This window comes from Thermococcus sp. (genome assembly GCF_027052235.1).
In the GTDB taxonomy this organism is placed as follows: domain Archaea; phylum Methanobacteriota_B; class Thermococci; order Thermococcales; family Thermococcaceae; genus Thermococcus.
Genome location: NZ_JALUFF010000064.1, coordinates 58469 through 81628, shown reverse-complemented (window position 1 = coordinate 81628; position 23160 = coordinate 58469). Strand labels below are relative to the sequence as shown.

30 protein-coding genes are annotated in these 23160 nt (G+C 54.2%); 21 read left to right on the top strand and 9 right to left on the bottom strand.

Annotated features, from left to right (window positions below; all coding sequences use genetic code 11):
• The 5 genes from MVC73_RS08885 to MVC73_RS08865 all read left to right on the top strand — a co-directional run.
• Nucleotides 1-356 (top strand): hypothetical protein (locus tag MVC73_RS08885; RefSeq protein ID WP_297509857.1); only part of this gene is annotated, 356 nt, incomplete at its 5' end.
• 39 nt (nt 357-395) lie between these two features.
• On the top strand, nt 396-686 hold the full coding sequence (locus tag MVC73_RS08880) for a winged helix-turn-helix domain-containing protein (protein ID WP_297509855.1): 291 nt from the start codon (nt 396-398) through the stop codon (nt 684-686).
• On the top strand, nt 683-964 hold the full coding sequence (locus MVC73_RS08875) for a hypothetical protein (protein ID WP_297509852.1): 282 nt from the start codon (nt 683-685) through the stop codon (nt 962-964). Before MVC73_RS08880 ends, MVC73_RS08875 begins: the two co-directional genes overlap by 4 nt.
• Nucleotides 965-968: 4 nt before the next feature.
• Nucleotides 969-1571, top strand: coding sequence for a molybdopterin-dependent oxidoreductase (locus MVC73_RS08870; RefSeq protein ID WP_297509849.1), 603 nt, complete (start codon nt 969-971; stop codon nt 1569-1571).
• A gap of 4 nt (nt 1572-1575) precedes the next feature.
• Nucleotides 1576-1920, top strand: coding sequence for a hypothetical protein (locus tag MVC73_RS08865; protein WP_297509846.1), 345 nt, complete (start codon nt 1576-1578; stop codon nt 1918-1920).
• A gap of 16 nt (nt 1921-1936) precedes the next feature.
• Here MVC73_RS08865 and MVC73_RS08860 read toward each other — a convergent pair whose 3' ends face one another.
• Nucleotides 1937-2458: a ferritin family protein gene (locus MVC73_RS08860; RefSeq protein ID WP_297509843.1), complete on the bottom strand. Its 522-nt coding sequence runs from the start codon at nt 2456-2458 to the stop codon at nt 1937-1939.
• 148 nt (nt 2459-2606) lie between these two features.
• On the opposite strand from MVC73_RS08860, the gene MVC73_RS08855 reads away from it, so the two are divergent.
• The 6 genes from MVC73_RS08855 to MVC73_RS08830 all read left to right on the top strand — a co-directional run bounded on the left by MVC73_RS08855 (nt 2607) and on the right by MVC73_RS08830 (nt 8351).
• Complete coding sequence (locus tag MVC73_RS08855) at nt 2607-4319, top strand: 2-oxoacid:acceptor oxidoreductase subunit alpha (RefSeq protein WP_297509840.1); 1713 nt, start codon at nt 2607-2609, stop codon at nt 4317-4319.
• Nucleotides 4316-5200 (top strand): thiamine pyrophosphate-dependent enzyme, encoded by an 885-nt coding sequence (locus tag MVC73_RS08850; protein WP_297509837.1) that lies wholly within the window; start codon nt 4316-4318, stop codon nt 5198-5200. The genes MVC73_RS08855 and MVC73_RS08850 overlap by 4 nt, the downstream gene beginning before the upstream one ends.
• Nucleotides 5201-5356: 156 nt before the next feature.
• Nucleotides 5357-5971 carry a hypothetical protein gene (locus tag MVC73_RS08845; protein ID WP_297509834.1) on the top strand — a complete coding sequence of 205 codons (615 nt, stop codon included), beginning with the start codon at nt 5357-5359 and terminating at the stop codon, nt 5969-5971.
• Entirely contained in the window at nt 5940-6308 is a 369-nt protein-coding gene (locus tag MVC73_RS08840; RefSeq protein WP_297509831.1) for a hypothetical protein, read from the top strand. The genes MVC73_RS08845 and MVC73_RS08840 overlap by 32 nt, the downstream gene beginning before the upstream one ends.
• Nucleotides 6309-6368: 60 nt before the next feature.
• On the top strand, nt 6369-7070 hold the full coding sequence (locus MVC73_RS08835; protein WP_297509827.1) for a hypothetical protein: 702 nt from the start codon (nt 6369-6371) through the stop codon (nt 7068-7070).
• 51 nt (nt 7071-7121) lie between these two features.
• Nucleotides 7122-8351: an FprA family A-type flavoprotein gene (locus MVC73_RS08830; RefSeq protein ID WP_297509824.1), complete on the top strand. Its 1230-nt coding sequence runs from the start codon at nt 7122-7124 to the stop codon at nt 8349-8351.
• Nucleotides 8352-8364: 13 nt separating this feature from the next.
• On the opposite strand, the gene MVC73_RS08825 is transcribed toward MVC73_RS08830, so the two are convergent.
• Complete coding sequence (locus MVC73_RS08825) at nt 8365-10632, bottom strand: helix-turn-helix domain-containing protein (protein ID WP_297509821.1); 2268 nt, start codon at nt 10630-10632, stop codon at nt 8365-8367.
• A gap of 283 nt (nt 10633-10915) precedes the next feature.
• On the opposite strand from MVC73_RS08825, the gene MVC73_RS08820 reads away from it, so the two are divergent.
• On the top strand, nt 10916-11512 hold the full coding sequence (locus MVC73_RS08820; protein ID WP_297509818.1) for a TRASH domain-containing protein: 597 nt from the start codon (nt 10916-10918) through the stop codon (nt 11510-11512).
• A gap of 6 nt (nt 11513-11518) precedes the next feature.
• Here MVC73_RS08820 and MVC73_RS08815 read toward each other — a convergent pair whose 3' ends face one another.
• The 7 genes from MVC73_RS08815 to MVC73_RS08785 form a co-directional block, all read right to left on the bottom strand.
• Nucleotides 11519-11839 carry a hypothetical protein gene (locus MVC73_RS08815; protein ID WP_297509815.1) on the bottom strand — a complete coding sequence of 107 codons (321 nt, stop codon included), beginning with the start codon at nt 11837-11839 and terminating at the stop codon, nt 11519-11521.
• 171 nt (nt 11840-12010) lie between these two features.
• Nucleotides 12011-12319: an SHOCT domain-containing protein gene (locus tag MVC73_RS08810; protein WP_297509812.1), complete on the bottom strand. Its 309-nt coding sequence runs from the start codon at nt 12317-12319 to the stop codon at nt 12011-12013.
• Between the two features lie 96 nt (nt 12320-12415).
• Nucleotides 12416-14443, bottom strand: coding sequence for a heavy metal translocating P-type ATPase (locus MVC73_RS08805; RefSeq protein ID WP_297509809.1), 2028 nt, complete (start codon nt 14441-14443; stop codon nt 12416-12418).
• 289 nt (nt 14444-14732) lie between these two features.
• Nucleotides 14733-15308 (bottom strand): hypothetical protein, encoded by a 576-nt coding sequence (locus MVC73_RS08800; protein WP_297509807.1) that lies wholly within the window; start codon nt 15306-15308, stop codon nt 14733-14735.
• A 36-nt stretch (nt 15309-15344) separates the two neighbouring features.
• A complete protein-coding gene (locus MVC73_RS08795) occupies nt 15345-15911 on the bottom strand; it encodes a DUF998 domain-containing protein (protein ID WP_297509804.1) in 567 nt (188 codons plus the stop codon).
• A 29-nt stretch (nt 15912-15940) separates the two neighbouring features.
• Nucleotides 15941-17017, bottom strand: coding sequence for a Xaa-Pro peptidase family protein (locus tag MVC73_RS08790; RefSeq protein WP_297509802.1), 1077 nt, complete (start codon nt 17015-17017; stop codon nt 15941-15943).
• A 1-nt stretch (nt 17018) separates the two neighbouring features.
• Nucleotides 17019-18359 carry a DUF438 domain-containing protein gene (locus MVC73_RS08785; RefSeq protein ID WP_297509799.1) on the bottom strand — a complete coding sequence of 447 codons (1341 nt, stop codon included), beginning with the start codon at nt 18357-18359 and terminating at the stop codon, nt 17019-17021.
• A 106-nt stretch (nt 18360-18465) separates the two neighbouring features.
• Here MVC73_RS08785 and MVC73_RS08780 point away from each other — a divergent pair, with 106 nt between their 5' ends.
• From MVC73_RS08780 to MVC73_RS08740, 9 genes are all read left to right on the top strand, one after another.
• A complete protein-coding gene (locus MVC73_RS08780) occupies nt 18466-18942 on the top strand; it encodes a DUF1858 domain-containing protein (protein WP_297509905.1) in 477 nt (158 codons plus the stop codon).
• A gap of 26 nt (nt 18943-18968) precedes the next feature.
• Nucleotides 18969-19355 (top strand): helix-turn-helix domain-containing protein, encoded by a 387-nt coding sequence (locus MVC73_RS08775; protein WP_297509797.1) that lies wholly within the window; start codon nt 18969-18971, stop codon nt 19353-19355.
• A gap of 92 nt (nt 19356-19447) precedes the next feature.
• The gene (locus tag MVC73_RS08770; protein ID WP_297509903.1) at nt 19448-20530 is read left to right on the top strand and encodes an FAD-dependent oxidoreductase; all 1083 of its coding nucleotides are present in this window, start codon (nt 19448-19450) and stop codon (nt 20528-20530) included.
• A gap of 80 nt (nt 20531-20610) precedes the next feature.
• Complete coding sequence (locus tag MVC73_RS08765) at nt 20611-21126, top strand: rubrerythrin family protein (RefSeq protein WP_297509899.1); 516 nt, start codon at nt 20611-20613, stop codon at nt 21124-21126.
• A gap of 78 nt (nt 21127-21204) precedes the next feature.
• On the top strand, nt 21205-21366 hold the full coding sequence (gene rd, locus MVC73_RS08760; protein WP_297509897.1) for a rubredoxin: 162 nt from the start codon (nt 21205-21207) through the stop codon (nt 21364-21366).
• 10 nt (nt 21367-21376) lie between these two features.
• Complete coding sequence (locus MVC73_RS08755) at nt 21377-21724, top strand: desulfoferrodoxin family protein (protein ID WP_297509895.1); 348 nt, start codon at nt 21377-21379, stop codon at nt 21722-21724.
• A gap of 88 nt (nt 21725-21812) precedes the next feature.
• Nucleotides 21813-22418: a hypothetical protein gene (locus tag MVC73_RS08750; RefSeq protein ID WP_297509794.1), complete on the top strand. Its 606-nt coding sequence runs from the start codon at nt 21813-21815 to the stop codon at nt 22416-22418.
• 33 nt (nt 22419-22451) lie between these two features.
• A complete protein-coding gene (locus MVC73_RS08745; RefSeq protein WP_297509791.1) occupies nt 22452-22811 on the top strand; it encodes an iron-sulfur cluster assembly protein in 360 nt (119 codons plus the stop codon).
• Between the two features lies 1 nt (nt 22812).
• Nucleotides 22813-23160, top strand: coding sequence for an iron-sulfur cluster assembly protein (locus MVC73_RS08740; protein ID WP_297509789.1), 348 nt, complete (start codon nt 22813-22815; stop codon nt 23158-23160).

Here is a 23160-nt window from a genome sequence, read left to right as displayed (position 1 = left end):
TCTGGTACGTTATGAGGGACTACGACGTCATGATAGCCTACCAGCCCAGCGTGGGGACTTACCTCGTTGACGACAATGGCATGACCCTCTACTACTTCGCCAAAGACAGCGCCAACAAGAGTGTCTGCTACGGCGACTGCGCCCAGAAGTGGCCGATCTTCTACCGCGAGAACCCTGTGGCGCCTTCGGTGATAGCGAACGACTTCGGCGAGATAACGAGGGACGACGGGAGCAAGCAGACGACCTTCAGGGGCTACCCCCTCTACTACTTCTTCAAGGACACGAAGAGGGGAGATATAAACGGGCAGGGGGTCAAGAACGTCTGGTTCGTCGTTGACCCCTTCAACTTCCCGTGATTCCTTTAATTTTTTAAGGATTAAGGCCAACCCCCAATTATGGACAGAAAGCTCAGGAACACCCTTCTGTGGCTACTGATGGGTTCGAAGGGCGGAGGAACGAGGATGAGAATACTCAAGCTCATAAGGAACAAACCCGGCAACGTTCACAGGATAGCGAAGGAGCTGAACCTCAACTACAGGACGGTAAAGTACCACCTTGAGCTCATGCTTGAGCACGATCTCGTCGAGAGAATTGGCAACGACTACGGGGCCATATACGTCCCATCGCGCGAGGTCGAGGAGAACTGGGATGAAATTGAAAAACTCATAGGGGTGAAGGGAGAATGATAGGACTCTACTGGCAGGTGAACATACTCATCGTCCTCATCGAGCTTGTCCTAGCTTTGCTCCTCCTCAGAAACTACCTCGGGATGAAGGACACAAAACTCGGAAAGAGGCTCTTCGGTGTTGCTCTCGTCTTCGTGGCCCAGAGCGTTCTGGCGATAGCCTTCTACATCCACTGGGCGGAGATGGGCTACGGAAAGGCCGTGGCCGGGCCACTGCTCTTGCTTTCGCTCAGCGGTCTGCTCGGGGTTGGCCTGCTGTACTCGATATCGAGGATGTGATGACATGAAAAAGCTTGCCTTCGCGCTCCTCGTACTCCTCCTCTTGGCCCTTGGCACATACTGGGGCTGGAGCGGTGGAAAAGGGAGCTCCGAAAAAAACACTGCAACACCGGAGGAGAACACTAACGAAAAAACCACCGGCGGGCCGGTGATCGCTGTTACAGGCCTTGTGGAAAGACCCTATACCATCACGCTGAGCGAGCTCAGGGAGATGCCCTCCCGAAGGGTTCGGGCGGTTCTCTACTGCGTCAGCGCACCAAACAGGCCCCTAAAGAACGGAACCTGGGTGGGGGTTCCCCTTAAGTACCTCCTCCAGCGGGCAGGGGTAAAGGAAAACGCGGTAAAGGTCGCCCTCTACGCGAGCGACGGCTACACGACCGACCTTCGCGTTAAGGACGTCCTTGCGGACGAGGACATAATAGTCGCCTACGAGTTCAACGGGAAGCCCATAGAGCCGAGGCTCGTCGTCCCGGGCAGGTGGGGCTACAAGTGGATAAAGCACCTCACGAAGATAGAGCTCGTTGACTACGACTTCAAGGGCAGGTGGGAGAGCGTTGGCTACCCAGACGATGCCTACATCAAGAACGAGGCCAGCCCGTGGAGGTGAACCCTTGAAGTCAAAAACGGCCCTCAAAATCGTGGAGTGGACTTCCCTGCCACTCCTCCTTTTCGTTGTCCTCTACTTCGTTAGTGGCTACGCCCTAACGAGCGAGACCGCAAGGCAAGCCTCAATAATAATGAACTTTTCCCGGGCTCAGCTAATCCACCTCGGGCGGGCGACGAGGCTGGGCCTTCTAGCCCTATTCCTCCTCCACTCCTACGCCGGAACTGAGCTGTTGGCCGGCAAGCTGAAGGCCCGGGGGAGGACTCTGCTGGGAGCAGCGGTGGACTACACGGCCACAGCTTTTCTGCTCTACGTCCTCTGGATTGTCCTCAACGCCGAGTTGAGGGGATAAACAGGAGAAGAGAAGGTCAGAAGTTGAAGTTTATGTCCTTCATGAGCTGATCGTAGAACTCCTCCTTGTAGAGTTCCGGGTAGCGCATGATGTAGTCGTACTGTCTCTTCAGGATGGCGTAGTGGGTAGCTTCCATATCGGCAAGCATCTCCAGGAGAGTCCTCGTCTTCTCGTTGGCTGCATAGGAAGCCAGCTCCCTGTAGAGCTTTTCGCTGACCTTCTCCGCCTCCATGGCTATCTCGTATATCTCGTCGAGGTTCACGTCGGGCTTCTTTATCGCCTCGGCCATTCTGTCGGCTATGACCCTGAACTCACCCATGGCCTTGAGCTCTATCTTCTTGGGCTCGCCCTCGGACCTGAAGCGTTCGGCCATCTTCTCGATTATCTCGCGGTGCTTGTCCTCTTCCCTAGCTAGAAGGAGAAGCTCGTTCCTTATTATGTCACTCTTCGTGATCGATGCAAGCTTTTCGTATGCTTCTTTCGCCTTTATCTCGGCGTTCCTTGCTATCTCAAAAACTTCACCCTCGGTAACCTCCATCAAAACCACCTCGAAATTAGTTCCTCATTCCCACATATTAACCTTTTGGGTCAAAATTGTATACCCATACCCTCAGCTGGGAAAATTATATAAGGTCGCTTAACAAACTAACCATTGATAAACATCAAAACTTACAGGAGTTGATAACGTGGTGGAGTTTAGGGACGAGGTCTCGATAGTCCTCGGTGGAGCGGCCGGACAGGGCATCCAGACGGTTGAGGAGATACTGACACACGCCCTCAAGAGGTCCGGCTACCACGTCTATGCAAACAAGGAGTACATGTCCCGCGTCAGGGGCGGGATAAACTCGACCGAGATAAGGGTCTCATCGAGGCGCGTCAGGGCCTTCGTGAAAAGGATAGACATCCTCGTTCCATTCAAGCAGGGCGTTCTTACCTGGGTGAAGGACAGACTTAACGAGAACACCGTCGTTCTCGGCGAGAGGGAGAACGTCGAGGAGGACTTTCTGGAGAAGGTCAACCTCGTCGAGGTTCCGCTCACGAAGATGGCCCTCGAAACTGGCAGTCAGCTCTACATCAACACAACGGCGGCAGGCCTTATAGCTGGCCTCTTCCACGGCGACTTTAAGGCAGTTGAGGAGTACATAAGGAAGCGCTTCGGAAGCAAGGGCGAGAACATCGTGAGAAAAAATATCGAAGCCGCTAAGAAGGGCTACGACCTGGGCGTTAAGCTCTGCGAGGAGGGGACTATAGCGGTTGATGTTCAGAGGGACGAGAGGGTTAAGGAAGAGGTTCTCCTTACGGGAACTGAGGCGGTAGGGATAGGCGCCCTAGCTGGTGGCATGGACTTCCTGAGCTTCTACCCGATGAGCCCGTCAACGGGTGTTTCCACCTTTGCTGCTCAACACGCCGAAGAATTTGAGATAGTGGTCGAGCAGGTCGAGGACGAGATTTCTGCCATAAACATGGCCTTAGGAGCTTGGTTCGCCGGAGCGAGGGCAATGGTGAGCACCTCTGGGGGAGGATTCGCGCTCATGAGCGAGGCGCTCAGCTTAGCCGGAATGGCCGAGAATCCAGTTGTGATACACCTCGCCCAGAGGCCGGGGCCGGCAACGGGTTTGCCGACGAGGACGATGCAGGGTGATTTAAACCTCGTCCTCTACGCCGGCCACGGCGACTTCCCGAGGATAATTCTAGCTCCGGGAAGCCTTGAGGAGGCCTTCTACCTTACGGCTGAGGCCTTCAACTTAGCTGATAAATACCAGGTGCCCGTGATAATCCTCACGGATCAGTACTTTGTCGATACCTACTACAACCTTCCAGCACCCGATGTGAGCAAGGTGAAGTTCGAGCGTTACATAGTCGAGGCGAAGGCAGGCTATAGGAGATACGAGCTGACCGAGAACGGAATCTCGCCGAGAGCTATTCCAGGCTACGGTGAGGATGTCGTGATAGCCAACGGAAACGAGCACGACGAGTGGGGCGACATAACCGAGGATGCCGAGCTCACGATAAAGATGCAGGAGAAGAGGGCAGTGAAGAAGCTTGAGACGATAAAGAGGAACGCTCCACTTCCAAAGCTTATCGGAAATGAGAACGCCGAATACCTCGTGGTGAGCTGGGGTTCAACCTTCCACGTCGTTGAAGAGGCACTTGAAAAGCTCGGGAGCGAGAAAGTGGCACATCTTCACTTCAGCTGGGTCTACCCGCTCAATCCAGAGACGAAGAAGTTCTTCGAAGGGAAGAAGGTGATAGTGGTGGAGAACAACGTCACCGGCCAGTTCGCGGATTTGCTGTGGAAGGAACTCGGCGTTAAGGCAGATCACAGGGTTCTGAAGTACGACGGGAGGCCATTCTCGGTTGAAGAGGTTTTGGATGCCCTCAAGGAGGTGGTAGAATGAACGTCCAGCTTCCCACGGGAAGGGAGCTTTTTGAGCCGAAGAGGCCCGGTAGTAAGGACATCGCCTGGTGCCCAGGTTGCGGTAACTTCGGCATAAGGAACATACTCATATCCGCTCTAGCCGAGCTCGGGTTAAAGCCGAGCGAAGTCGCGATAATCAGCGGAATTGGCCAGGCCGCGAAGATGCCCCACTACCTCAACGCCAACGGCTACCACACACTCCACGGAAGGGCGATACCGATAGCTACCGGGGTCAAGGCGGCAAACCCTGAACTGACGGTAATAGCGGAAGGTGGAGATGGGGATATGTACGCCGAGGGCGGGAACCACCTTCTTCATGCGATAAGGAGGAACCCCGACATAACCGTCCTAATCCACGACAACCAAATATATGGCCTCACCAAGGGACAGGCGTCCCCGACGACGATGAAGGGAGTTAAGACGCCAACACAGCCGTGGGGAGTGCTTGAAGAGCCCTTCAACCCGGTGGCACTCGCGGTGGCTATGGATGCTTCCTTCGTTGCCAGAACCTTTATGGGCTACTTCAAGGAGAGCGTCGAGATAATAAAGCGCGCTATAAGGCATAAAGGCCTCGCGATAGTGGACATCCTTCACCCGTGTGTGAGCTTCAACAAGGTGAACACCTACGCCTGGTACAGGGAGCACACCTACTGGATGGAAGATCACGATCCCTATGACAGGGAGACAGCCTTCAGGCGCGCTTTGGAGAGCGACCCGCTCCCGCTCGGGGTGTTCTACATCAACGAGAAGCCGTCCTTCGAGGAGATGGTTCCTGCATACAGGAGGGACAAAACCCCCCTCTGGAAGAGGATGCCAAAGCTTGAGCTCGTGGAGAGGTTCTTCGAGGGGAAGAAGACCTGAATCCTTTCCTTTTGAATTTTTGTTCAATATACCGGTTTCAATGCCCTCCAGACCCGAAACGGTGTTTAGCGTTGGACTCACATTCTGGCCGTTTAAACGAGCATTGAAGAAAATCTCAAATAAAAGGAAGTTGTAAATTTAACACGGGTGTTCACATTGAGGAGGAGCGCAGCCGTTGCCCTCATCCTCCTCGTATTTCTCTCCGGAAGCGTCACGGCCTTTCCAGCTATGAAGCTGTACGGGGAGGCAAACGCATGGTTCTCAGTTAGGGCCGTTTCGGCGGGAAAAAACGGGGAATTTGCAGTCTTAGGCGAGGTTTTGGGGGAGAGATACTCCAGCGCTTCCATCCTTCTCTTCACGGCCCCGGATACGCTGGTATGGAGAAGGAACCTCAGAACTGAGGAAGGAACCTTGGACGCCAGGGGGATTGAGTTCGGAAAAGACGGCATAATAGTGGTCGGGGAGTATAAGAAGGGGGGCTCCAAAAAGCCGTTCATCCTGTACCTTGGGCTCGACGGGAAGGTCAAAAAGGCCCTCATCCTGAAAGACTACAGCGGCTACTTCAATTCCATCTCCGACGGTCTGGCAGTTGGCTCAGTGTGGAAGGGCGATGAACCCCATGACATTCTCGTGACGAAGATTGGCCCGGAAGGAAACGTTGAGTGGGTCAGGGTTTACGGTGGTGACTACTACGACTCGGCCAAAAAGGGCCGTGAAGGTTCCCGGAGGATACATTGTAGTGGGCACAACGACCAGCTTCGAGAGCCCTGATTTAGTTTCGTGGAAAGTGTGGGTTCTGGGGATTGACGGGTCGGGAAACCTTCTGTGGCAGGAGGAAATCCTACCCCGGAACAACCAGAGGGACTGGAGGGTTGTTGATGCGGAACCCTTCAAAGACGGTGCCGTAATCGTGGCAACGAGCATCGGAAACTACGTCATCAGAATAGACTCCAGCGGAAGGCTTGTGTGGGCAAAGAACATCAACTTCATCCCGTCCGATGTCGCGACGGACGATGAAGCGATTTACATGGCCGGCGGGGGCAGTGTAAAGGGAATAATAATGGCCCTCGATGGCTCTGGAAATCCAATCTGGACCAACGCTTACTAGGGTATAAACCCTGGGAGTACGTATCCCTCGGGGATTGCCAACTGGAAGGACGGACTCCTAGTGACCGGAACCGTTCAGGAAGAAGGCCTGACCAGCGGCAAATCCGACATCTTCGTGACGGTGATACCGAAAAACGGCTCTGCAAACGCAACCTGCCCAATCCTCCACCCCCGGAGGATTGACGTCTCACTTAAAGCTGGTAACCTCTTCACGAAGGCAACCGACGGTGGTGAGAGGAACCTCAACTTAGAGTTCGTGGAGTTCAGCGTTTCAGCGGTGGAGAGGGACGTTAAGGAGAGAACCCTCTGCCCACCGGGCATCATCGAGATAAGAACCAATCCAGAGAAGTTCAATCTCGGAATAGATGGGACAATGAAGGTAACTACACTCACATCACCCCATGTTGAGTACGTAGTGCCCGGCAACCATACCCTTTACCTCGAACCAGCGGGCTCGGGAGTCAGGAAGATGCTCTCCTACGAGCGGAACGTTAGCCTGAAGCCAGGGGAGAAAATAATCCTATCCGTTGACTTCGTTAAGGGCAAGGTAAACTTCACAGAGGTTCAGCCAACACCGACGCAAACCTCAACTCCCTCAACGACCCAGCCCACGACCGCATCGAAGTCAGGAACATCCACAACGACCCACTCTAAAGCGCCAGAGACCGGCAGTAATGCAGCATCCTCCACCAAAAGCGGAGGCATCTGCGGTCCGGCCTTAACGTTGCTCCTTGTTTTACTGCCCCTGCTCAGGAGGAAGTAAGCCTTTTCAAAACCTTTTTATCCCCCCTCCCCAACCACCATCGGTGATATCATGCCAGAAGTTAGGGTTGAAAAGCTCTGCACAGACCCGGAGCTCTACATCATCAGGGTTGACGATGACAGGATACGCTACTTCGAGGCAACCTGGGACATCCCAGAGGGGATAACCTACAACGCCTACCTGATGAAGCTGAAAGATGCCGTCGTTCTCTTCGACGCGACCAAAGCCGACTACACCGACATGTTCATAGACGCGCTGAAAAAGCTCGTTGACCCGAAGGAGATAACCCACATCATAGTCCACCACACCGAGCCGGATCACAGCGGAGCGCTACCGAAGCTCCTCAAGGAGAACGGTTACAAGGCGATGGTTATCGGGACGGCCTTCGCGAGGAACCTCCTCCAGGGCTTCTACGGTGAGGAGGTCGTGAAGAACTTCAGGGTCGTCAAGGACGGGGAGGAAATGAAGATAGGTGGCAAGACCTTCCGCTTCATAGCCGTTCCCTGGCTCCACTGGCCGGACACTATGATAACCTACGTGGTTGAAGATAAGCTCATCTTCTCCTGCGACGCCGGCGGCGGCTACGGCATTCCGGAGACGATAGACGACAGCGACGAGAGGGTCATCGAAGAGTACCTCCCGCACGTCACGAAGTACATCGTCACCGTCATCGGCCACTACCACAAGTACATCGTCCAGAACATCAAGAAGCTCAAGGAACTCGGCATCGTTGAAGAGGCAAAAATGATACTGCCGGGCCACGGCCTCGCATGGTGCAAGAACCCGATGAAAATATTTGAGCACTACGAGCGCGTTGGAGCGGGAATCCCAACCAAGGATAAAGTATTGATTGTCTACGACTCGATGTACGGCTTCGTCGAGAGGAGGATGAACATCGTTATCGATGAACTCAAGAAGCTCGGCAAGAAGCCAGTAGTTTACCGCTTCACCGACAAGGAGGCTCCAGCGGTGAGCGACATCCTCGGCGAGGTTCCGGACAGCGAGGCGGTAATCATCGGCGCCTCCACCTACGAGGCAGAGATACATCCAAGGATACGCTACACCCTCTACGAGATACTCGACAAGGCCAACTACGAGAAGCCCGTCCTTATCGTCGGTGCCTTTGGCTGGGGCGGAGTCGCGGGCAAGAAAATAGAGACCCTCATAGCGAGGAGCAAGTTCGACCTCGTTGATACAGTAGAGAGCAGGGGCAGACCAACGGAAGAGGACGAAAAGAGGTTAAGGGAAGCAGTCAGGAAGCTCGTCGAGTGGATTGACTGATCCTGCTTTTTTCTCACTTTTCCTTAAGCTCCTCGACGTCCACAACCCTGGCCGTCTCCTCCAGCACGGCCTCGTAGAGCCAGGGGTAATCCCCCAGCCTCTCCCTACCGAGGCGGAGGTACTCCTTCCAGTTGCCTCCCCTCAGCTTCTCGATGACCGCCAGGAAGATGTAGCCCGCCCATGCGAGGGGATAATTGCTCCCCTGGCCCATTCTCAGCATTTCCTTCGCATCCTCCTCGGCCTTTTCCAGCTCACCGAGTCCAATGAGTGCCAAAAAATGGTAGCCTAACGTGTCTACAGCCCTCCTGTAGTTCCTGATGCGGGTAAAGTAATCGATCGCCCTGTCCCCTTCCTCAACGGCCTTTTCGTATTCACCTATGTGGAAGTAGGCCTTGGTAAGCTCCATGTAGCAGGTGTGCTCAAGGAAGCTCAGGCTGTAGGCCTTCGCCACCTGAAGGGCCAGAAGGTAGTAGCGGATAGCCTCCTCAGGTCGCTCCATCTCGGAGTAGATGTCGCCTATATGAAGGTAAACGAGGGCTTCGAGCTCTGGATAGTGTCCCAGCCTTTTGAGCACATCAAGCTCTTTAAAGGCACTCTCAAGTCCCTCCTCCACCTCACCGCGGTAGTAGTGGAGCTTCGTCTTGATGACATAGTACCAGAGCTCCACCTCGGGGTCCGGGTTTTTCCCGACGATTTCTTTGAGCTTCCCTAAGTACTCCTCGGCCTTTTCAAAGTCGTTCAGCTCAAGGTAAACGTCCGCTATTGAGCTAAGAACGTCGGCCCTGAATATTCCGTCGAGCTTATCCTCAACGTCGAGCCATATCCCCAGGGCCTTCTCGAAGAACCCCCTCTGGAAATAAACCGTTCCAATCTCGGCCCTGACCTGAGGTATCTGTGGGGCCTTTGATAGGAGCGAGAGGTAAGCCCCCTGAAAGTCCTGAACGACCCTCTTGAACCTCCTCAGCCTCTCCTCGATAATGGCCGTTATCCTCCCTTCATCCCCGAGCAGAACGGCGTATTTAAAGGCCCTCAGGAAGTCCCTCGCACTCCCCTTTCTGAGGAGGTAATCTATGTAGGCCCCGTAGTAATCCGCCGGCTCAACCTCTCTGACCCTCTCGATGAAGCCCCTTATCAGGTCGTGGATGAAGTAGAGCTCCCCCCTCCTCTCGACGAGCCCCTTTCTGGCGAGGGCGTAGAGGGGGGCAAAGACGTTCCTCCCAGGGTAGAGGGCTTTTATCGCCTCGTATTCGAGGGGTTCATCGAAGAGGGAGAGAATCTGAAGGAGCAGCCTCTCCTTCTCGGTCAGCCTGCCGTAAACCTCGCTCATCAGGAAGTCGAAGAAGTTCCCGCTGGCGTCAACCCCCGAGGAGGAAGCCTGGGCGAAGAGCACTATCGCCAGGGGATGCCCCCTCGTAAGCCTGTAGACCTCGGCGAACTCCCTTGGGTCGACCTTTCCACCCCTCGCCTCGAAGAGCCTGTAGGCGCTCTCGACGTCGAGGCCTTCGAGCCTGATGTAGAGGACGTTTTCGGCACCGAGGGAGGGCTTTTCCCTCGACAGAAGGATAACTTTCCCGTTTTTCAGCCCCTCGGCGAGAAACGTTAGGAAGCGGCCCATCTTCTCGTCCCCGCACCTGTGGAGGTCGTCTATTACGACGGTCGTCCCCGTCTCCTCGATTCCCCTGAGGGCGAGCTCGAACTCGTCCCTCTCATTCCTCCCGCCGGCGCGGAGGTATTCGAGGAGTTGGGGGAAGCCAAGGGCGTTGAGGTGAATGCCCAGCTGCCATACGAAGTAGTCAAAGCCTTCCGTTTCCTCGGCCTGATACCAGAATGCCTCAGGAAAAGCTTTGACGGCCAAGCTCGTCTTCCCTATCCCGGCTATGCCATAAACGGCGATTACCCTTTCAGGTGAAGAGCGGAGAAGCTGAATTTCCCTCTCCCTGCCGAAGAAATCTTCAACCTCTGGAGTCCCGCTCTTCACAGTCAGGAAGCTGTACTCCCCGCTTTTCGAGCTCTCCAGGGAAACGCCACCGGGCTGGAAGCGTATGCTAATCCCATCAACCCTCAGGGAGTACATCCTGACGTTCTTGCCCCCGACCCTCACCCATCTCCCCTCGACCAGTCCAGCTCGCTCAAGGGCCCTGAGGCGCCGTGAAACGTCGCTCTCATCCCTCTGGAGAATCCTTGCCAGCTCGCGGGGGTTGAACGAACCTGTTCTGAGGACGGAAAGTATCTGAAGGTTGACCTCGTTGGAGAGGAGCTTGAGTAACCTCGGCACCTCCATCCGGCATCTCCTTAATTATAGTTACCCCAAAGGCGTTTTTACTTTTTCTTCACAAAACCTGACCTTCGAGGAAGGATGCAATAATCCTCCAACAGTTCTAAACAGTAGCGGATTTCCCATGACCGCAGAGTCGCCCGCGTTCTCAGGAACCTTGCTGAGGAGTTCACAGATAGCTTCCCCAACCAACCGAAGCTTTGGAGGCTTCCAGCTTTAACTCACTCCATCGAAAGCAATACGAGAGGTTTTTATGGTTTGAACAACCAAACCTCGCCAGTGATCAGTTATGAAAGTTGATGAAGTTGATTTGAAGATTATCTACCTCCTCATGGACAACTCCCGGATGAGTGTTTCGGAGCTGGCCGAGAGACTTGGAGTTAGCAGGCCCACCGTCCGGGCGAGGCTTGAAAAGCTCCAGAAGAAGGGAATAATCCAAGGCTTCACGATAAAGCTAAACCCCGAGCTGCTGAGGGCGCACAACGTTGTTGCGCTCATCGTGAAGACCGATGAACCGAGGAGGATGAGCGAGTTCGAGGAGATAATCGAGATAAACCGCTTTACCAGTAAGAAGTACCTCATCAAGGTGGCCGTCGAGAACATGGAGGAGCTCAGAAAGGTGATCGAGGGGGCTGGCTTTGAGGTCATCGAGATAATGCCCATCCTGGAGAGCACCACGAGGGAAAGCCCTCCCAAGGTAAAGGTGCCCTTCAAATGCGACTACTGCGGAAAGGAGATCGTCGGCGAGCCGATAGTCTACAAATACCGCAACAGGGTCTACTTCTTCTGCTGTCCGACCTGCCTGAGGGAGTTCAAGAGAACCAGGGAAAACTTGGAAAAGCTCAGCTTGGAAACGGGAGAAAATGAAAGCGGGCACTCCCACTAAGGCTAATCACTCTCCCCCTTCTTCGATTCCCATGTACCTCTCGCAGGCCTCGTGTCTCTCCCTCATCTCTTCCCAGTTAAGGCCCATATGTTCCTTCATCTCGGCCTCCATATCCTCGTGGATTTCAGTGAAGTCCCCGCCCGCCATGTAATCCTCCATCTCCTCGTGCCCGTCCATCATGCTCATGCCGTAGCTCCTCATGGAACCGAAGCCCGGGCGCGGGCCGGTTTTCTCGGCTATGTTGAATCCTCCGCCCTGTGCCATCCCCAGGGGAACGGCTATGAGCGCCCCTATGAGGAGCCCTATGAAGAGTGACTTCCACTCCACTCCGCATCACCTCTTTATTTGCTTCCATGTTGGAATTGGCCGGAGGGAATAATAGGCTTATTATTTCCAGACTGGCAACCAAAAAGGTCGGTTTTTTCAGGGATGAAAAGATGAGAAGTTGCAATTTGCATTGCCTGTTGGGAACTTCAAAAAGAGAAAAGCGGTAAGATGTCACTCCTCCAGGAGCTTTCTCCTTCTCCTCTCGTACTCCTCGTCGTCTATCTCTCCCCTTGCGTACTTCTCGTCGAGGATTTCAAGGGCTCTTTCCTTCGAGGCCTTTGGTTTATAACCTCCAGCCCCCTGATTGATGAGCCACTTGACGAGCCACACCACTCCAACTATCACGGCCACCCAGAAAATGACCATGAAAAGCATTCCAAAGGCACCAAACCAGCCGAATCCCATCATGTTGTGCCACTCCCATGTTCCTTCTCCAGCATGCGCCAGAAACTGGCCCCCGCTAATGCTTTCGAACATCATTCTGATACCTCCAAGGAGTTCTCAGCGGGAAAGGACATAACCCTTATTCATGCCAGAATGGGAAAAACAAAGGCCCAAAATTTCAAAAATAAAAGTTCAGGCCCTCAAAAACCTCGCGTTTATGGCAACTATCACCGTGCTCATGCTCATCAGCAGGGCACCGAGGGCCGGGCTGAGAAGGATTCCGTAGCTGTAGAGCACACCTGCCGCCAAGGGGATAGCAAAGGTGTTGTATCCGGTCGCCCACGCCAAATTCTGCACCATCTTCCCGTAGGTGGCCCTCGCGAGGTGTACCGCCGTTATGATGTCCCTCGGGTCGCTCCTGACGAGGATTACGTCCGCGCTCTCTATCGCAACATCCGTCCCCGCTCCAATGGCTATTCCCACGTCCGCCTGAATCAAAGCTGGTGCGTCGTTTATGCCGTCGCCCACCATCACAACGATGAAGCCCTCATCCTGGAGCTCTTTGACCTTCTCAGATTTCTGGTGGGGCAGAACCTCGGCGAAGAAGCCATCCAAACCGAGTTCTTCAGCAACCCACTTCGCGACCTTGGCGTTGTCTCCGGTTAACATGTAGGCTTTCATGTTCATCTCGTGGAGCATTTCAACGGTCTCCTTTGATTCCGGCCTTATCCTGTCTGCTAAGGCGAGCGCACCGACGAGCTTCCCGTCGATTACCAGGAAGACCACCGTCTTGCCCTGCTCCAGAACCCTGTTGACGCGCTCGTCCTCCTTCCAGAGCCTGTTTTCCTTGAGGAAGCCGGGGCTTACGACGAGAACCTCTTTGCCGTTGATGATGCCCTGGACGCCCCTGCCGGGCAGGACCTTTGACTCACTCACATCATAACCCTCAAGGCCGAGTTCCTTGGCCTTCTCGACTATTCCCTGGGCTATCGGGTGGCTGGACTGTCCTTCGAGGGCTGCGGCATATTTCAGGATTTCCTCCTCGCCGAACTCGTCCAGCGCTATTACATCAGTTACCCCGAACTTCCCCTCGGTGAGCGTTCCGGTCTTGTCGAAGACAACCACCCGCACGTCCTTGGCCCTCTCGAAGGCCTCCCTGTTCCTGATGAGGATTCCCTTCTTTGCGGAGGTCGATGTTGAAACCGAGACAACGAGCGGAACCGCCAGTCCAAGCGCGTGCGGACACGTTATGACCATGACGGTGACCATCCTCTCAAGGGCGAAGACGAAGGGCCTGCCGAGATAGAGCCAGGTACCGAGGGTTACTGTTCCGGCGGTTATCGCTATGAGCGTGAGGTAGAAAGCTGCCCTGTTCGCTAAATTCTGCGTCTTCGAGCGCGTCTCCTGGGCCTGTCTCACAAGCTCAACGACCTGCATCAGGTAGGTGTCCTTTCCGGTTTTTTCTATCCTTACCTTTACCGCGCCCTCAAGGTTTATGGAACCGCCGATAACGGTATCTCCGGGCTTTTTGTAGACGGGCTTTGACTCTCCGGTGAGCATCGCCTCGTTTACGCTCGTTTCGCCCTCGACGATGACGCCGTCAGAGGGTATCTTTTCGCCCGGTTTGACGATGACTACATCTCCCTTCTTCAGCTCGCTGACCGGGACGTCCTTAATTCCCTCGGGCGTTACGAGGTGAGCTTCGGTAGGCATGAGCTTTATCAGCTCCTCAAGTGCCCTTGAAGCGCCCAAAACAGAGCGCATCTCGATGTAGTGGCCGATGAGCATTATGTCGATAAGCGTCGCCAGCTCCCAGTAGAAGGTCTTGCCCGGAAGGCCAAAGGTTACAGCGGCGCTGTAGAAGAAGGCAACGGTTATCGCCAGGGCAATGAGCGTCATCATTCCGGGCAGCTTTTTCTTCAGTTCGTCCCTCATGCCCTTGAGGAACGGCCAGCCACCGTAGAAGTAGACCACCGCCGAAAGACCGAAGAGAAAGTAGCGATCGCCTGGGAAGCTCAGTTCAAAGCCGAAGAAGTTCTGTATCAGCGGCGACAGAAGCAGTATCGGAATTGTGAACATCGAGGAAACGATGAACCTCTTCCTGAAGTCCTCCATCATCATCCTGTGGTGCTCGGCGTGGGAATGTTTGTGCGGGTGTTTTCCGTGCTTCGTATCCTCTTGGCCTCGATGAGTTCCACTCCTGTTTTTCAAATCTTTCATGAGTCTGACCCCACTGTTTGTTAGTATTGAAGGAATAAGAGGCTTATCTTTTCCAAAGTGGAAAGCTGTAAGGCTTATAACAGCCAGAATGTCATATCCTTTGAACCGTTGGGCAGATGCTTTTCTACAACGTGGACGATATCTATGAGAGCGGATAACTCACGGACGAGAAGTACAGGGAGAGGGTCGAGAGGCTCTTCAAGACCATTGAGAGGCATGCAAAGGCCCTTAAGCCGATAAGGGACGAGGTAAGGGAAAAGCTGAGGGAGAGGGAAGAGCACCTCTAACCTCAGTCGCCCACGGTAGCGAGGTGGACTCCCAGCAGGATGAGAAAGACAACCACGAGGGCTACGTGGAAAACCTTCCACCGTCTCAGAAGCACGACGAGGCGCTTTAGAGCCCTCATCTCACTCTTCCTTGCCGTCCTTTCGATCCTTATGTGGATGTACCTCCCGTAGAAGCCGCTGATGTTCAGCAGGACTAGCGTTATGGCCATTCCGAGGCCCGCCCCGCCACCGATGGTGGAGTAGTCGGTGCAGGTCGCGAAGTGGGCCAGCGCTAACAGAGTTCCAATCACGGTGAAGGTGTGGTGTATTGTCATCGGATAAACCGGGCCGAAGACGGTTATGTAGGGCCTTTCTGGTCTGACAACTATCCCAGGTTCTCCCTTCCTGTGCTCTATGAAGAGCCTTCTCTTCGTGAGCGCGTAGTAGGCCGTGCCGGTGAAGATCAACGCCACCCCAAAGGCTGCCAATCCCCCGAAGTTCGCTCCTTCCTCCCCTTCGTCGGCGAGTACCGGAGCGGAAGACAGGAGGAGGAGCAGCACAGCTACGGCAAAAACTCCTAACAGGTTGAGTCTCCTCACTTCCACAACCCCCAGCCGATTTGTGAGAGGATAACCCTATTTATCCCTTTCTAAGTGCTGAAAACGTTCATCCCCCTGGAGAAAGAGCAGGGTAAAAGCCATAACAAGGATTATCTCATAAGTTTCACCGAGCGCTACAGAGGGCCAGTCGAAGAACGTCCCGAAGAGGGCCAGAAGGAATACCAATGCCGAGCCGTACCTCAGGGCCTTTCTCCCACTCCCCAGGCCATAGAGGATTGCACCAAGAAAGAACTGGACGAAGAAGTAAGTCGAGACGAAGACGTGTGGCCTCGTCCCCCCGTGGTAAACCCCGATAAGGGCAAGGAAAATAGCGGAGATGCTCACGTATGCCCCGCCCACAGTTTGGAGCTTGTTCTCAGATGCAATGATGAGATAGATCGAAAACACAAAAACGAAGATGCCCGTCACGATGAGGCCGTAGTTGTATATCCACGGTGAGGTGGCCTTTGAAGGGTCGCCGAGGTCGCTCAGGGCGTTGTGGAAGAAGGAGAACCACCGATTCCTGCTTATGCTCCAAGCCACGAAAAGCCAGTAAACCGCACCCGCAAGGATTCCCGAGTACCTGAGACGTTCTCTCTCCACTCCGCTGCCCCCTTCACGAGCAAATGGGCTCAGGTCACCCTTTCCAGCCCTTCTTTCCTTACGATGTAGGTGTCCTCGTGCTTTACAGCACCTTCAGGAATCATCAGGGGCGGATGGATTACGCTAAGCACCATGTTCTCCTGAACCTTAGCGGCCCTCGTCGGCACGATTATTGTGGGCATCGGCGGTTCCTCAATGAGGAGCCCAACGCCGTGGGTGTAGCCCGTTAGATAGGCATCGCCAAAGCCCTTCTCCCTGAAAAAGCCTGCCAGTCTCTTTTCAACCGCGTTGAGAGTTACCCCGACCTTTGTTTCCTCAAGGGCAATGTTCAGAGCCTCCTTCTTCACCTCCATGGCCTTCCTGACGCGTTCGCCGGGATCACCTACCACGAAGGTTCTCGCGGTGTTGGCGTAGTAGTGGTTCCAGTCGGCTCCGATGACGACGGTTACAACGCCGTTCTCCTGAACTTTAAGGTCCCTAAACGGCTCTGCGTGCGCCCTTGGGGTTGTTGAGACGTACACCTTCGGATCCTCACTTCCGCTGAGCATCAGCTCCCTAACCACCTCCGCCGCTATCTCAAGCTCGCTCTTTCCGGGTCTTATGACATCCTCTGCGACGGCCATGCCCCTCTGCGCTATCTTCCCGGCCTTCCTGATGTTCTCAAGCTCCCAGTCGTCCTTTATCATCCTGAGGCTCATGGTAAGGTCGAGGACGTCAACGATTTCAATAACCGGGTTCAGTCTTTGAAACAGCTTGTAGAAGAAGAGGTAAGCGTCCCTCTCAACCCCGAATTCCAGTCCGACCCTTTCAAAGCCGTTCCCCTGAATCCATGTTACAACGCCCGCCATTAAATCCTCCGCCCGCTGAAACTCCACAACGTTCTCAACCCAGCTCTTCTCCCTGAAGAGCTCGGCCTCGCCTTTGACAACGTAAACGGTCGGTTCTCCCTCCGCTGGGATGAGAAGGCTCGGGCGGAGCCACTTCGTTCCGGTGAAGTAGATGAAGCTGGAGAGTGTTCTGATAACGGCTCCGTCTATGTCGTTCTCCCGCAGGAGTTCCTGAAACCTCTCAAGGCGCTTCCTGAATACATCCTCTTTTCCCCTCATCTCAATCCCTCCAGTCCAGCAGTCTCTTTTCACCCTCTATCTTTTTATAGGGTGCGATGTCCATCGTCATCTCCAGCGTCCCTATGTATTCCCCCTTCTCGTTGAAGACCGGAACGTATTTGATGTAGACGTATTTGCCTCCGAGTTTAAGCCAGAAGGTTGCTTCCTCCTTCCTGCCCTCCTTGAAGGCCCTGAGGATTTTGTTAACGATGTGGACGCTCTTCGGCGGATGGCAGAGCTGAACAGGCCTTCCGAGGACGGACATCGTCCTGTCGAATATCCTCTCGCCGGGCGAGAAGAACCTAACCCTGTCGTCCCTGTCGATGAATGTCACGTCAACAGGCAAGGCCTCGAAGATCGCCTTAAGCTCCTCAACGCTCACGTAGCCCGTTCCAAGGTCTATGTCGCCATCGCGCTTTAGCTGGCTCTTGTCGAACTCCAAAGGCTGGCCCTTTAGTGCTTCCTGAACTTCCTTCGGAAGGCCGAGGAGCTGTTCGATGCTTAATTCAGGATTGATTTCCCACGGGTGGAGAGGTTTAACGTCTTCGCCCGGATCCCAAGCGAGCGGGTTGACCTTGTAGAAGCCTATCTCATCCTCCTGCATCCTTATTGCCTTCCACTCGCCCTCGCTGAGGAGTGCCTTAAGCGTTGGATAGTAGATGTTGTTCTCGCGGAAGACCATGTCGCTGAGCGCGAATGCAGCTTCCCCAGCTTTCGCCTTGAAGCGCTCCACGAACTCCTCCCAGGGCATTTCGTCCCTCCTCCGCAGAAGTTCAACCAAGTACTTTATCATAAACCTTATCTCGTCGTGCTTCGTCCAGAGAACCGTTGCTATCGCCGTTAAGCCGCGCCTCTCAATGTAGGGGAAGGTGAGCATCTCCTCGCGGTTGTAGTGGGTGAAGCCGACCTTTCTCAGGTTATTCACTATTTCCTCCAGAACACCGAGGATTTCCTCCCTCATGCGCTCGTCCTTGGTAGTCGCTAAAGTTCGCGCGTAGAGGTTGAGCATCTCCGCATCTTTCATTATCTCCTTGTTCTCCTGATAGAGGGTCTTGAGCGGGTGGCCGTCCGGCAAATCCTTCTCCTCAAGCTCGTCGGTTCCCTTCACAGCTTCGCGGAAAAGCTCGACGTGCAAATCACACATCTTGGCTATGTCCTTCGCCGAGATGCCCTCCTTCACGAGCTCCTGCTCTATGAGGGGTATCTCAAGGGGTGATATACCGCTGAGCACAGCCCTGAACTCCTCCTTGAGCTTCTCAACGCTCTCCCCCTCGTGGATTCTAAGGAGGAGCCTTTTGAGTTGCTCCTTTTTGTATTCGCGAGTGTTGAGCAGTTCTGTCATTTTCACACCTCATGACGAGTGTCATATCAGCGCTTATAAGCATTTTTGGGCAAATATGCCCAGTAAAGTTTATATTCCGCGCGTCATATTTGGAGCGGTGAAGGAGATGTTGCTCGACGTTCGCGGTCTTAAGGCGCCAGGGCCCGCTTTGATGATAATCGAATCCCTCGGAAAGCTCCAGACGGGGGAGACGCTTGAGGTAATCGGAGACAAGCCCTTCGTGGACATACTGCCCAAGCTTGAGGAGGCTGGCTACAAAGTGGAGATTAAAGAAGCGGCCGGCTTCTTCGTGCTCAGGGTTACTAAAACCGAAAACTCGGAGGAGCTCAGCATGGAGGTCAAGGAGTGCGACGATAAACTCGAGGAGATAACAGAGGACACAAACGTGGCCAAGCTTTTAAAGGCCTATCCTGAGTCCCTCAGAATCCTCGTCAAGTATGGCTTCTCTCCACTTGAGAACCCCGTGATGAGGAAGACTTTGGCGAGGACGATAACACTGAAAGGCGCGAAGAGGCTCATCGGAATGAGCGATGAGAAGTTCAGGGAGATGATGGCAGAACTTAAGGCCCTCGAAAAGCCTTAAATATTCCGCCCGTCATGTGAAGAACCATGAAGACCAGCGCCTTTGAGGTGGCCTCGCGCTACGTTTACCCCGCCCTGAGGAGGAGGCTCGTCGAGATACTCAGGGAGAAGGGTCTCAGGCAGGCAGAGATAGCGGAGCTTCTGCACATAACCCAGCCGGCGGTTTCACGCTACCTGAGGGAGGAGAGAGGTGCTTTGGTAGAGGTCTCCTCCCTTCCGGACGTTGAGGAAAGGTTGCATTCCCTCGCGGAGGAGATAGTGAAGAAGAGACCCGACGAATACTGGATACACGCCCGGCTCGTTGAGATAACGTTATACGGGCTCGGGAGGGGCTACTTCTGTCAGTTCCACGCCCTCATTGACCCCGAGCTCAATCCAAGCGAGTGCAGGATCTGCCTTGAGCTCTTTGGTTAGATAACTCTCCCCAAGTTTGGGTAAAATACCGGTATAAAACCTTTGGTTTGAGATTCTTTTTTAACTCCCCCTCCCAATTTTCATTGGTGCTTATGAGGGTCGTTATCGTTGGAAACGGGCCCGGGGGAGTTGAGCTCGCCAGAGCTCTCTCCGGGGAGTTTGAGGTCACGATAATCGAGAGGGAAAAGCTACCTTACTACAACAAGCCGATGCTGACCCACTACATAGCCGGCCTTCTGCCCGAGGAAAAGCTCTTCCCACTTCCGATGGACTGGTACGGGAGGAAGGGGATTGATTTGCACCTCGGAACCAGTGCCCTTCTCATAGACAGGGCAAGGAACGTCCTCATAAACTCAGGGGGCGAGTTTCCCTACGACGTCCTTGTTCTGGCGACGGGGGCGAGGGCGAGGGAACCCGTCGTTCCGGGGAAGGAATATATACTCACCCTGAGGACACTAAGCGATGCCAAGAGGATAAGGGAAGAGCTGGAGAAGGAGGAGGAGATGGTAATCCTTGGAGGGGGCTTTATAGCCCTTGAACTCGCCGGCAACGTTGCAAAGGCCGGCTACAGGGTCAGACTCGTTCACCGCAGGAAAAACCTGCTCGGCCTCGACGATGAGCTGAGCGGGAGGATAAGGAAAAGGATGGAAGGGATTGGCGTGAAATTTCACCTCGATGCTAAAGTCCTCAGGGCCACGGAGGAAGGGCTCGAAACCGATAGGGGAACCATCCCGGGCAGGCTCAAGGTCTGCGCCTACGGGATTACTCCAAACATCGAGCTGGCCCTTAAGAGCGGCATACAAACGGGGAGGGGCGTTCTGATAGACGACCACTTTAGAACCTCCGCGGAAAACGTCTACGCCATCGGCGACTGCGCGGAGCACAACGGGACAATAGCCGGAACAGCTAAAGGGGCGGTTGAGCAGGCCAGGGCGCTCGCCGAAATAGTGAAGGGTGGGAAAGCAAGCTACGATTTCTTCCGCTCGGCGGTCTTCAAGTTCGCGGACTTAAGCCTGGCAATCATCGGGAGAACGCGCGGTGAGGGAAGGTGGCTTGACGACGAGGTGAAGGTCTTCTACGAGGGCGGAAAGCCCGTTGGTGCGGTTGTAATAGGAAACGTCCGTAGGGCCCTTATCCTCGAAAGGAAAATCAGAAAAAGCGCATCCCTCCGATGAGGGAGTATTCAAAACCTTTGGTTTAGAAAACCGTTATATACATTTCCCCCTATTTATCACGACCAATCCAGGTGGTGGACATGGTAGTCAAGAGGGAAATGACCCGGAAGTTTTTGGAGGATGCATTCGCAGGCGAAAGCATGGCCCACATGAAGTATCTAATCTTCGCCGAGCAGGCCGAGAAGGAAGGTTTCCTCAACATAGCCAAGCTCTTCAGGGCTATAGCGTACGCTGAGTTCGTTCACGCGAAGAACCACTTCATAGCCCTCGGCAAGCTTGGCAAGACGCCGGAAAACCTTCAAACAGGAATAGATGGAGAAACCTTTGAGGTCGAGGAGATGTATCCAGTTTACAAAAACTCGGCGGAGTTCCAAGGGGAGAAGGAAGCTGTGAGAACCACCCACTACGCCCTTGAGGCGGAGAAGATACACGCCGAACTCTACGCCAGGGCCAAGGAGAAGGCCGAGAAGGGCGAGGACATCGAGATAGGGAAGGTCTACATCTGTCCGGTCTGCGGTTACACGGCCGTTGATGAGGTTCCCGACTACTGCCCAATCTGTGGGACCCCCAAGGACAAGTTCGTGGTCTTCGAGTGAGCTTTCGTTTTTCCTTTTCACAGGTTTGAACCACAAACCTTATAAGGACGACTTAATAACATTAGGGTGGTGAAAGAAATGGCCAAGTGGAAGTGCCTTATCTGTGGTTACATATACGATGAGGACGAGGGGGACCCCGACAGCGGAATACCACCCGGAACCAAGTTCGAAGACCTCCCCGACGATTGGGTCTGCCCGCTCTGCGGGGCACCCAAGGACCAGTTTGAGAAGATAGAGTGAGGTGATGGAGATGCTCAGCGGAACCATAAAGAGTGGTGACTGGAAGGGTGAGAAGCACGTTCCCGTTATAGAGTACGAGAAAGAGGGAGACCTCGTCAAGGTCGAGGTCAGCGTTGGCAAGGAGATACCGCATCCGAACACCCCGGAGCACCACATAGCCTGGATACAGCTCTGGTTCCACCCCGAGGACGGTAACTTCCCGGTTCTCGTTGGTGTGGCTGAGTTCACCAACCACAGCGACCCGCTGACAGAGCCGAGGGCTGTCTTCTTCTTCAGGACTAACAAGAAGGGCAAGCTCTACGCCCTCAGCTACTGCAACATTCACGGTCTCTGGGAGAACGAGGTCAGCCTTGAGTGATTTTTTTCCTTTTCGGCTCCTTTTCATTCCGGAAGGTTTATTACCGGGGAGCTCTTACATCCTTCTAATCTAATAGTCGGTGACGTTAATGACCCTCTACACTGAACTTATGAGCATTGCCGGGGCCATGACATTTCTGGGAATCCTGTTAACGTGGAGCCTCGCCAGGGCTGTTGAGAGAGTTCGGCTGAACCGAAGAGGACTCTCCTGGCTTCTTCTCCTTGGCGGCCTTTTAACGGCACTGGGGTTCATTTCAGTTGCATCGAATAAAGGTAACGGCCCAGTATTCTGGGCAGTCCTTCTCGGACCTGCTTTTATAGCGTATGCCCTAGCTGAGAGCAACCTTGTGAAAGCAAGTCCGGAGATGTTCCTGCAGTCCGCCATGGCATTTATAGCAGTTGTAATGAGAAACTCTTCATCCCAGGGAATCGCCGAGTCCTTTTCGGCGGTATCCGCTGTTATCCTGATGAACGCCATTCCATCCTACGCTTACTCGCCCAGAAAATTTGCAGACCTCGTTAGAGTGGCATCGTGGCTCTTCGTGCTCTTTCTACTCCTAGAAAACTTTCCCGGCTTTGAGTTGGCCAGTGTCCTCATTTACTACATCTCACTCAGTGTCTGGCTTTACACCCTGCTAAGGCTTCACACGTTTGCCAAGGAGAGATTAATCACTTCTGTCCAAGAAGGCTTATAACCACTCATCCAAACTCGCTAGCGGTGAGTAAAGATGAAAATCTATACCCCCGATAGGGAATGGCCCCCCGAATACAGGGCGGTTATAGAGGAGCTCAGGAAGATAACCGATCCCGTGACCGGCGGGGACATACTCGATTCCGGTGTCGTGGCAGGTCTTGAGGTGAGCGACGAGACGCTTAAGGTGTGGCTGAGATTCGAGAGCCACGCCGAGTACAACATCATAGGCGAGAGTGCGATAGCCTACTCCAAGATAATCGGCGACATAATGGAGCGCTTCGCCCTCGTGAAGTTCAACAACGTTTACATCTACGACCTCGGGAACCACATAGTCGGGATTTTCGAGAACAAGAAGGGCTACCGCATAGAAGACATCTCGCCGGAGAGGGCCTGAGATGGGTCTCCTGGGAATCTTCAAGAAAAGGCCTCAAAAAACCGGCCCCCGCGAAGACCTTCCACCGGAGGTCAAGAGGGTCGTCGAGGTTCTGAGGGGAGTTATCGACCCTGAGACCGGGCTTGACATAGTTGATGAAGGGCTCGTTTACGGCGTGACCGTCGAGGGGAAGAAAGTTGACGTGTTCCTCCTTCTCGCGCGTTCGACGCCGGAATGCCATTTCTGTCAGGTTCTCGCGATAAACGTCCAGAGGAAGATACTGGACAACGTCGTTAGGTCACTCAAAGCCGAAGGGTTTAATAGCGTGAAGGTCTACAATGAACTTGGACTGTTACTCGCGGAGGGATGA

Coding starts and splice junctions, on each gene's coding strand:
- MVC73_RS08770 (WP_297509903.1), top strand. CDS start 19,448: ATGAGGGTCGTTATCGTTGGAAACGGGCCCGGGGGAGTTGAGCTCGCC.
- MVC73_RS08875 (WP_297509852.1), top strand. CDS start 683: ATGATAGGACTCTACTGGCAGGTGAACATACTCATCGTCCTCATCGAG.
- MVC73_RS08870 (WP_297509849.1), top strand. CDS start 969: ATGAAAAAGCTTGCCTTCGCGCTCCTCGTACTCCTCCTCTTGGCCCTT.
- MVC73_RS08780 (WP_297509905.1), top strand. CDS start 18,466: ATGTTGCTCGACGTTCGCGGTCTTAAGGCGCCAGGGCCCGCTTTGATG.
- MVC73_RS08785 (WP_297509799.1), bottom strand. CDS start 18,359: ATGACAGAACTGCTCAACACTCGCGAATACAAAAAGGAGCAACTCAAA.
- MVC73_RS08810 (WP_297509812.1), bottom strand. CDS start 12,319: ATGATGTTCGAAAGCATTAGCGGGGGCCAGTTTCTGGCGCATGCTGGA.
- rd (WP_297509897.1), top strand. CDS start 21,205: ATGGCCAAGTGGAAGTGCCTTATCTGTGGTTACATATACGATGAGGAC.
- MVC73_RS08805 (WP_297509809.1), bottom strand. CDS start 14,443: ATGAAAGATTTGAAAAACAGGAGTGGAACTCATCGAGGCCAAGAGGAT.
- MVC73_RS08860 (WP_297509843.1), bottom strand. CDS start 2,458: ATGGAGGTTACCGAGGGTGAAGTTTTTGAGATAGCAAGGAACGCCGAG.
- MVC73_RS08765 (WP_297509899.1), top strand. CDS start 20,611: ATGGTAGTCAAGAGGGAAATGACCCGGAAGTTTTTGGAGGATGCATTC.
- MVC73_RS08880 (WP_297509855.1), top strand. CDS start 396: ATGGACAGAAAGCTCAGGAACACCCTTCTGTGGCTACTGATGGGTTCG.
- MVC73_RS08745 (WP_297509791.1), top strand. CDS start 22,452: ATGAAAATCTATACCCCCGATAGGGAATGGCCCCCCGAATACAGGGCG.
- MVC73_RS08850 (WP_297509837.1), top strand. CDS start 4,316: ATGAACGTCCAGCTTCCCACGGGAAGGGAGCTTTTTGAGCCGAAGAGG.
- MVC73_RS08820 (WP_297509818.1), top strand. CDS start 10,916: ATGAAAGTTGATGAAGTTGATTTGAAGATTATCTACCTCCTCATGGAC.
- MVC73_RS08830 (WP_297509824.1), top strand. CDS start 7,122: ATGCCAGAAGTTAGGGTTGAAAAGCTCTGCACAGACCCGGAGCTCTAC.
- MVC73_RS08825 (WP_297509821.1), bottom strand. CDS start 10,632: ATGGAGGTGCCGAGGTTACTCAAGCTCCTCTCCAACGAGGTCAACCTT.
- MVC73_RS08750 (WP_297509794.1), top strand. CDS start 21,813: ATGACCCTCTACACTGAACTTATGAGCATTGCCGGGGCCATGACATTT.
- MVC73_RS08740 (WP_297509789.1), top strand. CDS start 22,813: ATGGGTCTCCTGGGAATCTTCAAGAAAAGGCCTCAAAAAACCGGCCCC.
- MVC73_RS08755 (WP_297509895.1), top strand. CDS start 21,377: ATGCTCAGCGGAACCATAAAGAGTGGTGACTGGAAGGGTGAGAAGCAC.
- MVC73_RS08775 (WP_297509797.1), top strand. CDS start 18,969: ATGAAGACCAGCGCCTTTGAGGTGGCCTCGCGCTACGTTTACCCCGCC.
- MVC73_RS08790 (WP_297509802.1), bottom strand. CDS start 17,017: ATGAGGGGAAAAGAGGATGTATTCAGGAAGCGCCTTGAGAGGTTTCAG.